This is a genomic window from Mucilaginibacter sp. PAMC 26640, from assembly GCA_001596135.1.
Classification (GTDB): domain Bacteria; phylum Bacteroidota; class Bacteroidia; order Sphingobacteriales; family Sphingobacteriaceae; genus Mucilaginibacter.
In genome coordinates, this window is sequence record CP014773.1 from 3,200,424 (window position 1) to 3,212,918 (window position 12,495).

At 38.2% G+C, this 12,495-nt stretch carries 14 protein-coding genes; 5 read left to right on the plus strand and 9 right to left on the minus strand.

Annotation, left to right across the window (positions count from 1 at the left end):
• Positions 1-118 precede the first annotated feature (118 nt).
• Complete coding sequence (locus tag A0256_13855; protein AMR32431.1) at positions 119-865, minus strand: ATP-binding protein; 747 nt, start codon at positions 863-865, stop codon at positions 119-121.
• A 19-nt stretch (positions 866-884) separates the two neighbouring features.
• Complete coding sequence (locus A0256_13860) at positions 885-2,438, minus strand: transposase (protein ID AMR32432.1); 1,554 nt, start codon at positions 2,436-2,438, stop codon at positions 885-887.
• A 436-nt stretch (positions 2,439-2,874) separates the two neighbouring features.
• Between A0256_13860 and A0256_13865 the strand changes: the two genes are divergently transcribed.
• From A0256_13865 to A0256_13880, 4 genes are all read left to right on the plus strand, one after another.
• Positions 2,875-3,084 carry a hypothetical protein gene (locus A0256_13865; GenBank protein ID AMR32433.1) on the plus strand — a complete coding sequence of 70 codons (210 nt, stop codon included), beginning with the start codon at positions 2,875-2,877 and terminating at the stop codon, positions 3,082-3,084.
• 345 nt (positions 3,085-3,429) lie between these two features.
• Positions 3,430-3,927 (plus strand): hypothetical protein, encoded by a 498-nt coding sequence (locus A0256_13870; protein ID AMR32434.1) that lies wholly within the window; start codon positions 3,430-3,432, stop codon positions 3,925-3,927.
• A 1,141-nt stretch (positions 3,928-5,068) separates the two neighbouring features.
• Positions 5,069-5,869, plus strand: coding sequence for a hypothetical protein (locus A0256_13875; GenBank protein ID AMR32435.1), 801 nt, complete (start codon positions 5,069-5,071; stop codon positions 5,867-5,869).
• Between the two features lie 653 nt (positions 5,870-6,522).
• Complete coding sequence (locus tag A0256_13880; protein AMR32436.1) at positions 6,523-6,834, plus strand: hypothetical protein; 312 nt, start codon at positions 6,523-6,525, stop codon at positions 6,832-6,834.
• A 63-nt stretch (positions 6,835-6,897) separates the two neighbouring features.
• Here A0256_13880 and A0256_13885 read toward each other — a convergent pair whose 3' ends face one another.
• Entirely contained in the window at positions 6,898-7,275 is a 378-nt protein-coding gene (locus A0256_13885) for a hypothetical protein (protein ID AMR32437.1), read from the minus strand.
• A gap of 465 nt (positions 7,276-7,740) precedes the next feature.
• Positions 7,741-7,962 (minus strand): hypothetical protein, encoded by a 222-nt coding sequence (locus tag A0256_13890; GenBank protein ID AMR32438.1) that lies wholly within the window; start codon positions 7,960-7,962, stop codon positions 7,741-7,743.
• 195 nt (positions 7,963-8,157) lie between these two features.
• Between A0256_13890 and A0256_13895 the strand changes: the two genes are divergently transcribed.
• The gene (locus A0256_13895; GenBank protein ID AMR32439.1) at positions 8,158-8,880 is read left to right on the plus strand and encodes a hypothetical protein; all 723 of its coding nucleotides are present in this window, start codon (positions 8,158-8,160) and stop codon (positions 8,878-8,880) included.
• A 121-nt stretch (positions 8,881-9,001) separates the two neighbouring features.
• Here A0256_13895 and A0256_13900 read toward each other — a convergent pair whose 3' ends face one another.
• The 5 genes from A0256_13900 to A0256_13920 all read right to left on the minus strand — a co-directional run bounded on the left by A0256_13900 (position 9,002) and on the right by A0256_13920 (position 12,275).
• Positions 9,002-9,223, minus strand: a complete 222-nt coding sequence (locus A0256_13900) for a hypothetical protein (protein ID AMR34550.1) — start codon at positions 9,221-9,223, stop codon at positions 9,002-9,004.
• Between the two features lie 474 nt (positions 9,224-9,697).
• On the minus strand, positions 9,698-9,916 hold the full coding sequence (locus A0256_13905; GenBank protein AMR32440.1) for a hypothetical protein: 219 nt from the start codon (positions 9,914-9,916) through the stop codon (positions 9,698-9,700).
• Between the two features lie 293 nt (positions 9,917-10,209).
• The gene (locus A0256_13910; GenBank protein AMR32441.1) at positions 10,210-10,551 is read right to left on the minus strand and encodes a hypothetical protein; all 342 of its coding nucleotides are present in this window, start codon (positions 10,549-10,551) and stop codon (positions 10,210-10,212) included.
• 432 nt (positions 10,552-10,983) lie between these two features.
• On the minus strand, positions 10,984-11,313 hold the full coding sequence (locus tag A0256_13915) for a hypothetical protein (GenBank protein AMR32442.1): 330 nt from the start codon (positions 11,311-11,313) through the stop codon (positions 10,984-10,986).
• Between the two features lie 620 nt (positions 11,314-11,933).
• Positions 11,934-12,275 carry a hypothetical protein gene (locus tag A0256_13920; GenBank protein ID AMR32443.1) on the minus strand — a complete coding sequence of 114 codons (342 nt, stop codon included), beginning with the start codon at positions 12,273-12,275 and terminating at the stop codon, positions 11,934-11,936.
• Between the last annotated feature and the right edge of the window lie 220 nt (positions 12,276-12,495).

The following is a 12,495-nucleotide window of genomic DNA, read 5'->3' on the forward strand; positions in this document are numbered from 1 at the left end:
TATGGAGATGTTGACCACCCTGTTTCGGGCCAAATTGACCCAGGGGTTAGCTGACTTTTGGGTTGCAGCAAATGCTATAAAAGCATGTACAAAAATAGTTATTTAAAAGGTAATTTCATTAATGGCTGTTTTCCGGTTCAACATTACGTTTTCTTCTCATAGATTCTCCCTTTAGCTCGATACGGTGTGCATCATGAACGATCCGGTCAAGGATCGCATCAGCAACCGTTTTTTCACCGATCACTTCAAACCATTTGCTCACCGGCAACTGCGAAGTGATGATCAGCGAGGTCTTACCGTGCCTGTCTTCAATGATCTCCATTAGTGCAGCCCTGCTTTGTGCATCAAAAGGCTGGATACCAAAGTCGTCGAGTATGAGCAATTGCTGCCTTTCGATCTTAGCCAGCTCTTTCATGTAGGAGCCGTCCGCCTTGGCCATCTTCAGTTTAGCGAACAGTTTGGGCGTACTGGTGTACAATACCCGGTAGCCCAATACACAGGCCTGGTAACCCACAGCAGAAGCAATATAGCTTTTACCGATGCCTGTACTCCCGGTAATCAGCAGGTTCTCGAAGCGATCAACAAACGTACAGTCCGCCAGGCGCATGATCTGGTTGCGGTCGATACTTCGGTCGGCATGGTAGTGAACGTCCTCTATAGCGGCTTTATAGCGGAATCGGGCATAAAGGATCGTGCGTTCAATACGCCTGTTCTGCCGGTCGTCCCATTCTGCATCTACCAGGTGGGCCAGCAGTTCATCTGCCGTATAGTCGTTTGTTTTACCGGTTTCCATGCTGCTTTTAAAGGCATGGAACATCCCGAAGAACTTCATCTTCCGCAGTTTGTCTAAGGTACTTGTGTTCATGTTATTGTTGTTTTAATGGTTATTTGTAATAGTCTTTTCCCCGGATATTACCGTGATCAGGCATAGGTAGCTCATCGGCAAATATGCTTTCCTCATAATTGTCCATCTTGTTTTCCAATATGGTTTGTATCGTTTTATAGCTATAAATACCATAACTGAGCCCCCGCTGACAGGCCATTATTAACCGGTCGTTCCCTGCTTTTTTTGCAAAGCCAAGTATCCCCAGGCAGGATTTGTAAGCCTGTTCGGGGTGTTGTTTACGCTCCAGTATCTGATGGATATATAGCCTGACATCCTCATGGATGGAGGTCGCCCAATTGAGGAACATATCCGGTGTCCAATCACTTTTAAAGCGATGGGCACTGGCCATATGTTCTTTGTCGGTAGTATAACCGTAGGGGTTCTTTTCGCGCTGGTGCAAAGCGATACGCTCATAATTGTAGTAGATCTCTACAATGGTGCGGGAGTATAACAGCTTGACCTTTTTGCCGATGAAGCGGTAAGGCACACTGTAATAGTGTTTATCCGGGCCGAGATTGACATGGCCGTTCTTGATCACCCTGGCATAAAAGTGCTTTTTGAACTGGTAACGCAGGACAGGCAGGGGTGCCAGGGTGCCACGCTCTATCTCTTCAAACTGTAGTATCCTGCTATAATTGCGGCCTTTGAGCAACTGGCTGTTATGGGCTTCCAAGGCCTGCCAGATCGCTGTATTGAGTTCTGTTAAAGAATGGTAGATATGCTTGTTTAAAGGGGCGTATACCTTAGTATAAATGATCTTAACGGCCCCTTCTACCAATGCCTTGTCGCGCGGGCGGTACGCCCGCGCCGGTAATATGGTAGTGCCATAATGATCGGCAAAGTCTTCAAATGTTTCGTTGAGGGTAGGTTCATAGCGGCTGCTTTTGGTTACGGCCGCCTTCAGGTTATCCGGCACAATGGCGGCCGGAACGCCGCCGATAAAGTGCAAGGTATTCTCGCAGGCCGCTATAAAGTCTTCCTTTTGCTGGCTCATAACAGCCTCTACATAGGTGAGCTGGCTGGCCCCAAGGATTGCCACAAAAACTTCTACTTCAATGACTTCACCGGTTTCCTTGTCCGTATAGCTCATCTTTTCACCCGCAAAATCGACGTACAGTTTGTCCCCGGCCTTGTGATCCATGTGCATGGTCGGATTGACCTTGGTCTTCCACTGGTTGTAATACGTGCAAAATTGGGTGTACTTATAGCCCTCGGGGAACTCCTTGATATAGGCTTCCCACAAGATCTGCCGGTTCATACCAGTCTTTTTAAGCTCTTTATCGACGTGGGGGAAGCAGCGCAGCATGGATTGCATACGGCTGCTTGGCTGGTTGTTTTCCCTGGTCTTGCCGAAAAGGTCTTCCAGTTCCTTATCATTAAGGTTATTAACTTCTTCAAAGGTAAAGCCGCTCTTCTTAAGGACGGCCAGGTACTTTCTTACGGTATTCCGGGATGAATCAATCTGGGCAGCTATAAATCGCGTGCTGCGACCCTGGCTGTTCATCCTTAAAATCTTTCTAATCTTACTCATGCTGATTGTCAAATTGGCCATCTTAGAACGGGTCTTTTGCCCTCAAAAGATGGTTGCTTCTACAGCATTTGCTACGCGTTTTGGTGGGTCAGTTTGCCCCGAAATACCATGGTCAGTTTGCCCCGAAACAGTGGGTCAGCTTGCGCCGAAATAGTGTGGTCTCATTCATCATAATCTCCAATCAGCACAAGTAACGATGTGAAAAAGATTTCTAATGAAACAATAGAACCCTTTTTTACAAGAAAATTCACTCCTAAACAATTAATAGATAAAGCCAATAATTTGCACAATATTAGACAGTATATAAATAGTTTTGAAAAACGAAACGCTTAGCAAAGAATTCGAAAAGCTTGAAAGCAAGTTAAATAAGTAAGGAATTTGATACTGGAGGGTACCCTCAATCCTACCACCAGAACTATCACAATAGCATCTTTGTCCCATATTAATTGAAATAGATATGGCGACAACATTTATTACTACCTCCTTCGATGCAGACGAGCTGAGATCCCTCATCGCTGAATGCATAGCCCAATCATTTAAAGATCAAATAACGATGTTTGGCTTCACCCGTAGAGACGACTACAATACTCACCCGACAAGAAACCGCGAAGCTGCTGTCTTTATCACTCCCCACCCTGCATATTTATACCAAGCTTGGATTGATTAAATCCCATCGACTTGGTAGTAAGGTATAAAAGAGAATACGTTGAGACGGCTTTAAAACAGATCAGAACCGGCAATAAATAACCGAGATGAAAACCTGTGAGAATTTCAAGGAAACCAATTTGCCAATAGATCTATCGGTTTGGGTTTTAAAGAATGGCATCGTCAAGCCATCCTTACTTAAAACCTACCTCTATATAAAATTAGAATTTGGGGATAGGGAATTGTTGACCGAAGAATTTATCAGAAAATATCCGTTGGATTAAACATTAACATTAAGACCGCAAGAGTTCATATTAAAAGACTTAGAAAAGCGAATTTCATTGGGTTCGATACTGTAACCAATACCATGTACATAAGATCAAAGTACACAATTGTTCCGAAAGCTTTCAGAAAGACACGTTATAAGGTTAGAATAACACTGGAGAACTTAAAAATTTTTCCTGAATTCTTAGTGGCAGCAGTAATTGCGTGTATTGGGAAACGGCTAAAGCAAAAAGCAAAACATAGGCCAGCGTTAATCAACGAAGATGCACTCCGAGGTCTGTCTTTTGCTACTAATAAGCGCCAGCGCCATCTCCCCATATCACTTAGCTATATAGGAACCTGCTTAAACAAATCGGTAAGTTGGGTAGATAAGTTTAAAAAGAGACCAAAGCGTCTCAAGCTGATTTCAGTTAAGCATAATTTTATTCCAACTGAAATTCCCTGGGAGAATCGGTTTAGCTACATGTCTTATCACGGAATTAGTTTCGGCAGAGCTAAGAAGTTTAGAACGAAGCTCCACGTCGTAGGCACCGATTTGCTATTATCCAATGTCTATATTTTTAAAGGAAAAAAAGTGTAAGAATGAGGAACGAATTTAGGGGTAGTTAGGTGTTGTATTGGATAAGGTTATTGATAGGTCTACTAAAACTAAATAGGCGACGTTGCTCTAAATTGGCTATTGTAAAGCATCTTAATTGAGCGATTGAACACGAAGTATGCAATCAGATTAGTACCCTACCCGGTTCCCGATAAGCATTTTTAAAAATGAACTTTTAACACCCCGGTTTATAGGGGACAGGTCATCTCGCGGAACTCATTCTCTATTAATATCAGGATGAGATAGTATCAATAGATTTGTTGCGTGCAATTCTTTTGTGTAATACAAGTGAAAAAAGCAAATGCGAATTCTTTGAAAGTTAGTCGTTTGACTTAGAAGCAAACATCACTTGTATCATAATCGCATAATGTAGATTTTTGACTAAAATAGAGTGCAGATTATAAACTCCATGTGTATATTAAACTCGCACACAAACGGCTCGAACAATTTGCTAAATTAAGTGGTTACAAGGTTAATTATACACTATCCAGCCACCTGGGTGTGTCCAATCTATTTTTTACAACAATTGATAGGAGTGCATTACCTCATGCATGGCCAAAGCTTACGGTTAACGACCTGATGTCATATTACATTATGTTAAGCAAACATCGATCTTCTGCAAATCCCATAGTAAAGGAAATTTTGCATTTTATGGATTTAGATTAGCGATTTATAATTACGCACCCTCTAATAAAACAAAATCAAGTTTTTGCCAATGACATTGTATAAGATGTAAATGCGTTCAGTAATAAAATCAACTTAATGCTCATACACTTCACAACTTGGTATACATATGTCAGGATTTAACTTTAACGCAACAAGCTTTCGTTACATTTGGTAAATCGCACATCTGCAATTGCTTAACTAGTTATCAATTATGAAAATAAAAATAGTTTACGTGGCAACGCTAGTATTGGTGATGTCTTTATCAAATTGCAAAAAAGAAAGTCCAGCAACGGGAAATAGCAATCAGGTAACTCCTTACGCAGAACTATCTCTTGCCACTGCGTCGGTCACTTCTATTGGCGTGCAAACACTCTATGGAACTGCCCATGCTCCAGGTGCACTTGTAAATGGCAATGGTAGTTTAGCGAGATTCTACAATCCAAGAGGAATACAACTAATGCCCGATGGAACTATATATGTAGCCGATACAAAAAACAACGCCGTCCGAATGATATCACCAATGGGGATCGTATCTACTGTTCCGTTACAAACATCCGATACCGGCATAGCTCTTACAGAACCGATATATATCGCTGTTGAATATACAACTGGTAAAATTCACATCATTCAAAATTTGAATGCAGATGGAGATCCATTTGATCAATCGTGGATCTTTGATACTAACGGAAAATTCATTGCCACTTCATCAGCTTATTATACAAGTGCAGCCGCGTTAGCAAGAGACCCTTATAGCGACATCGCATATTTTAGCAATGGAGGAAATATTGAACAACATTTGGCGCAGCCGTCAGGGGAAATCTACGGATCTCTAGTTCCGTTTGATTATGAGAAATTGGAAGAGCCGGAAAAATTAGCACTTAGGGGTTTTCGTTGGGATGCAATCGCGATAGGCTATAATAAAGTCGTTTATTTTACAACCAATGGCCGGATATATAAATACACTCCCGGTGGTGTAACAGAGAGGATATTTGCAAATCTTAAAACCAGTCATATCACAAGCATGGTTTTCAACAAGGATAGCCGCACCATGTACTTAGCAGATAATGGTTACATCAAAAGGGTTGATGGTAATAAACTTACAGTGTTGGCAGGCCCCACTGGTACAAATGATGGCAAGGATGGCGCCGCTTCAACGGCAGACGTGTATGCCTTTGGGCTGGCGCTTGCAAAGGGTGAAAACTCATTATACTTCACCGATCTTAAAGCAAATACAATCCGTCGGATATATTTGAAGTAACTTGATTACAAGCCTCTCACGATGTCTGAATTTGGCATGATGCGAGAAGGATATATTAGTTAATAAGTTTCAATTTAAGTCCTCAAAGAGCAAGTCTACGGGGGCTTTAATATTTGACATCATTGTACTGTGTAGTTAACCGTTTTTTAAACACTCATATTTAAAACTAAATAGGGGAATGAAAATACGTTTGTATTATGAACTGTATCTATCCCATAATCTATTTGCTGTTGTCTAACTAGCTTAAGTATGCGAACGTTTCTATTACACCTAATGATCGCTAATATCCTTTTCCTTGGCCTGCACATTGCTTTAAAACATTTAACTTTTGGTTCACTAATATATGACTAAATGGTCATTTCAATTCGCTCACTTGATTGAAGTTGAATAAACGAGTCGACTTAAATTAGGGTTACAACTTTACGCATTTATTAATTAATTAAGTTGTCAAACCGAATCACGTGCCGATTTTGAGAAACAAGCTACCCTTATAGATGTAAATAGACATTTAAGGGGACATACTGTAAATCGCTTCTGATCGGTATTTTTTTTAAGAATAAATTTGATAAACAAACTCAAAGTTTAAAATGTCTGATAGACTTCCAATCGTTTAGGTGATAGATGATAGTCCATTAGATAGATTGATTTGCAAAATGCTACTTGATAATGCATTAGAAAACGCCATAGTCGAAACACTTGAAAACGGACCGGATGCGATTGACAAGCTGATTAAAATTAGATCAATACAGAACAACTTCCTGCCTGATTACATTTTTTTAGATGTCAATATGCCAATCATGAGTGGCTGGCAGCTACTTGCTGTATTGGATAGATTAAACATATTTTGCGATAGGCAGATTCACATTTTTATGCTTTCATCATCAATCAATGTAAACGACATTGAGAATGCAAATGCCCATTTATTAGTTAAAGATTTTATCAGCAAACCGATTACTCCTGACTGATTAAAAAAATCTTTCTTGCGGCTTAGCACGAGTGAAATAAATTTATCCCTGTTCGCCAAGACGTTAAATTTCATCATTCAAAGTCTCTTGAAGACGAGTTTCATTAAGAAGCAATTCATTGTAAGCTTCCAATAGAGTGATATATTTATCCTTCCACTCATTTAAATCATTGTCCACGGTACTGAATGTAGCACTAGCAGCTTTCCTGCTTAAAATCTTAAAATCAAAATCATTTGGTGTAAAACGTTCTGAAAACTCAGAAGAAAAATCGTGCCTTATGGTCAAGCCTATGGTTTTAATGATATTATCTTTAAGACTCTCGGACTGAAACCAATTGTAAATGGTTCGTCTGTTAACGTTTATTTCTTTGGCAAGGTCCGTTAAGTTGTAGCCTTCCTTTCTTACAACAAACTCTATAATTTGTCCGTCATGACTATTCATATGATAAAAGATATTAGGTTGAGGATATTATTAATTATTACGTCGCATGGCATAATAGTCTATAAAGACTAAATTAGTTGATACCGATTTTAAAGTTAAATAAATATTCTAAAACAAGAATTAATTTCCAAATAAAAATCTAGAATTCAGCTAGTTATTAACATTTAAAATTAATATAGGTTAAGCATTACGTCATTGTAATAATTGAATTTCAGTTGTTTTTACGCAATAATCTTTTTGACTGTAATCTTTATCGCACATTTATTTCGTAATATTCATTTGCATATACCGAATGGAATTAAAATGTGCAACTTATTACCGCCTGAACACACATAAAACAATCAATGCTGGCAAGCAAAGTAGCCGATAAATTATCATACAGCCAATTAGCTTAAACCTACTTTATAAAACCCGGGTATTTTTATCGGGAGCCTCAGAAGCTTTCATAGCTCCACTGTCCCAAGACTAAAAACGAGGAACTTCAGGCCCATCGTATGGGTTTTCAAGTCCATTTATTATTCTTGTTAAACGATATCTGCAACGCTCATTATCTTTGTCAGCTTTCATTAGTTCGATATTGTCACTCACGGCTTGGGGAACCCTATGCTGGGTGGTTGCTCGGTCTAAACGTAGTGTTTCTGGTAATTGCGCTTTTTGGAAGTATGCGATTAATTCATCATCTGTCATGCTCAAAAGTAACAACGATTCAGACAATATTTAGATTCTATACCTTAAATAATCAGGCAGGAGGTTGACTAGCTGGCTACGCAAAAAATTAACATAGTCTCAAAACAACAGTTGTAAGGCTTCATGCCTGAGTTATAACAACACGGAACGGAATTTAAGTGGTATTTGCTATCTTTGAAAATACTATTACATTAAATGCCTAAGCTTTACCGTACATTGCTATTTTTACTCCTGCAGGTTATTATACTCGTTTCTTCTTACTTTATTGGTAAACGTGCATTTTATTATGAGAGTGGCATGCTGGCCAACAGGCGGGATGTCTTGCCTCAACAGCCTGGTTATTTTACTTACATGATTAATCTTAAAGAGTTAAACGAAGATCAAGTAAAACTTTTCAAGTTAATGCCGCATGATACGGCAGACATTGTGTTTGTTGGGACAAGTCTAACACAGGGATTTCCATTGCAGGAAATGTTTGGAAATATTCATTTGAAAAATCGGGGAATTGGTGGTAATTCTATTAATGATATTAAACAGCGCATCGATGAGGTAATTCTGAGTCAACCCAAAAAGATATTTTTAGAGGTTGGTATCAACGATATTGGCAAAACTACAGTTCATAGCGTTTATAAGAACTTTACTGAATTAGTGAATTATATCAAGCTCAAAAGCCCCAAAACTAAACTCTATGTTAACTCAGTTCTACCCTTTGGAAAAGGAAACTTAGTTAATATAAAAGCATATAACGCTTTGGTAATAAAGTTTTGCGCCAATCAAAATCTAACCTTTATCAACCTGTTTCCATTGTATGTTGGTACGGATGGCCTAAAGCCTGATCTCACGACGGATGGTACTCATCTTAAGGCTGCTGGTTATGTAATTTGGAAAAACTACATTCTACAATATATTACAAATTAAATCTAAGGCTCAACTTCAATTTTGCAACTGAAGTTTGAACTCTCGGCTGGCTAAATAACCTTGAAGGTTATAAAGGCTATGGATACTTAAAACGCCAGGCTTCACAGCTTGGCGTTTTCTATTAAGGCTTGTTTTGTTTGTATCGTTTGTCCGGAGAACCATCCTTATCAAATCCAGGTGTTCGATTCTCTTTATATCTCATATCAGGAGTACCATCCTTTTTCAAATGTCTGCCGGTTGATGCCGGAGGATTGTAAGGTGTGGTTGGTGTTGGTACTGGCGACGAATTAGTTGGAATTGGTGGAACAGTTGGCGATACCGGCTTATTTCCTTTGTAACGCATATCAGGAGTACCATCAGCTTTCTTTCTACCAGCATCCGCTTCAGTTACAGTTGGAGTAGCTTTGCTATCCCTGTACCCCATATCGGGCGTACCATCTTTCTTATTTTGAACTGCAGTAGGTGAATCTTTGTATCTGCGGTCAGGAGTACCATCAGCCTTTCTGTGGTCATTATTAGCTACAGGTGGATTACCAGGAGTTGCATTATTGTCTTTATAACGCTTATCAGGTGTTCCATAAGCTTTAGTATGTGTGCTAGCAGACGGTGTTGTTGCAGGAATGTTTAATTTGTACCTTTTGTCGGGCCTACCATCTTTTTTTGTACGCGTATCTGATAGTGCAGGTGCTGATGTTTTATAACGCTTATCGACAGTTCCATCCTTTTTTAGATGATCTTGTGCATAGCCATTATAAAATTGGGTAAGCAGCCCCAGGGCAGCCATAGCAACTATTTTGAATAACTTTCTCATAACTGATTAAGATTTTTTCTTTTTAGCAGCAGCTTTCTTACTTTCCTTGAAACGCATATCGGTTGTCCCATCTTTCTTTAAATGCTTACTGTCGTTGTAGCGTTTATCAGGCTTGCCACTTTTAGTTAGGTGTTGAAATTTAGCAGATAATACGGACGCATTTGAATAACTAATAGATGAAAAACTGAAAGCTGTCAGGAGTAACATTGCGATGGTCTTCTTCATAGTTGGTTTTGTTTTTGTTAAAATACTTAACAAACTGGATTTCTAATGGTTTGATATCCAGCTTTTAAATGTTAAAAGATTTACCGTAGCTAGTAATCTAAACCATACAATTGACATAAGATGCGCATGCAGGCCCTTACATTATTTATACCTTGAACTATGCTATCTAATTTACATAAAAATTGAGAATACAATTTAGTCACTACAATAAAACATACCCAACTCAGGTTTTTGACGACTTGTATAGATACCCTTTGTTACATTTTTCTGAATTGAAAAAGAATGAGCTATTGTTAATACAACTTCTCATACAAGCTAATTATCTTTCTTCGCAGTTCTAGTATTAGAATATCTTGTTCTTCAAGTTTACTTCTAGCAATAGCTAAACTATCCTGCAAACCGCTCGTTGGTATATTGTCCTTAAAACTTAAAAGATAAATTAAGCTTACCTCAAGTGCTGCAGCTATTTTGATTAAAACAGCAGATCTGGTAATTGTTTTACCTCTCTCAATATTTGACATCGCAGAAACGGAAACGCCTATAATTTCCGCTAGCGTTGACTTATTCATTTTACGTTCAATGCGTAATACTGCAATCTTCTCACCAACAGAAATGTTGCCTATTCTTTTAACCATAGTAACTGAAATCACATTACAGTAATTATAGCAAAAATATTAAGCTTTTCGTACATTGCTCGCCGATCCCAAGTGGATCGGCATGCTAAGTTTATACTTAGTTACCCGGTGGTAATAGGAAGCTATCCATATAGAGTCAACAATCAACTTCTATCAATCTAACAAAACAGAACCCCGGCTTCAAAACCGGGGCTGAAAAAGGTGTTTTGATCAATAGCTGTAATTTTTATACGTCACTAAAACGGCTATAGTTATCTCTAAAGCAAAAAAACCCTTCGCAATGTATCCGAAGAGTTTTTACTATTGACTAAAGGACACCCCTGCTCTCTAGCTGCAATTTAAACACAATCTATTCGATTTAGTTTATTCAGCAAATAATTTGTTAAGAGGCAACAAGTTCTACTTCATCGGTTTTATTCAAAATTCGAATTTTTAAGGCCTCGTTATAATCTTCAAGTAATTGGATGTATTTATCTTTCCGTTGTTCAGCGTTAGCACCCATGTTAACAACAATTGTAAGACTTTGGGTTTGACGGTTTCTAATGTCAAACTGTTCCTATTGAATAAATCAGGAAATTCCTTAGCAAAATCGTGTCTAATGATTAGTCCAATTTTATAGATAACGTCATGCTTAAGATTTCGGTTTTGAAAATAATTGTAGATCGATCGTCTGTTCACTTTCAATTCGGTAGCCAGATCGGTTATACTATAGCCATTTCTTCTAACTACATACTCAACTATTTGACCGTTGTGATTTTCCATTGTTATCTATTGAGTGATCAGATACTCAATAGTGTTGCCAGAAGTTAATTTAACAACCAATAGATGTAAAGTATACAGGATATTACTTTTAGATTAATTAAGTTTATAATCGCTAAATAAAAAGTATTGATAAGGAAAAAATTAAACATTCTTACGAATGAGTATAACCCCATACTTGCGCACTGTGAGGAATTTTTACACAAATTTTGTCCATCGGATGATCTCAATGGAACGGTATAATTGTTATAAAAATTGAAAAAGTCAACAATGAACACTGATCTTATAATGTCTAACGTTATTATCATCGTAATTCGAAATTGTACTGATATCACCTTCTAAATACACCATCATGCCTTCAGAAACAGATGCGAATGCGGACGAGGCACGATGACTATGCATTAATATGTGATGGCATTCATATGCTCTGACCCATTTCTAATTTTCTTTTTTGTGACAAGATCGAACAAGACCGTTAATGAGCGATTTGTCGCTTCCTCATATCGAGGTTTACTAATTACCTGACCGATAAGAATTATTCTATTAACTCCCGGCATACTTTGATTTGGATATAAGTGAATAGAAATAAAACTACAAAGATCTCTTTAATACAATTTGAATAGTTAGTTTAAAAGCAATTCATTGTAAGCTTCCAATAGCCTAATATATTTATCCTTCCACTTATCTGAATCATCATTTGAGGTACTGGAATTTATATTAGTAAGTTTCTTGTTAAAACTATCAGGTGCAAAATCATCCGGAGTGAAGTATTCGGGAAATTCAATAGAAAAATCATATTTTATTGTTTGACCAACAACAAGGATTAACGATTTTTTTAAGTCTTTTTGTTGAAATAAATTATAAATTGTTCTCCTATGTACATCCATCTCTTTCGCTAAATCAGTTATGCTGATACCGTTCTTTCGAACGACATACTCTAAAATATGTCCATCGTGTTTTTCCATGTAATTGTGCAGTTAAATGTTAATTTCCCGGAACTTCCGAGTATCATCCTGTAAAGTGTATCAAGTTCGAACGGTTTTGTCAAATAATCGTCGAACCCTTGCTGAAGGCACCGATCCTCAATGTCATAATTAGCTATAAGAGCAATGACACGGTTGTCGATGTATGAGGTTTTAAGTTGTTTGAGGCAGGTATGCAATGCAGTCCATATAAATTAAAATC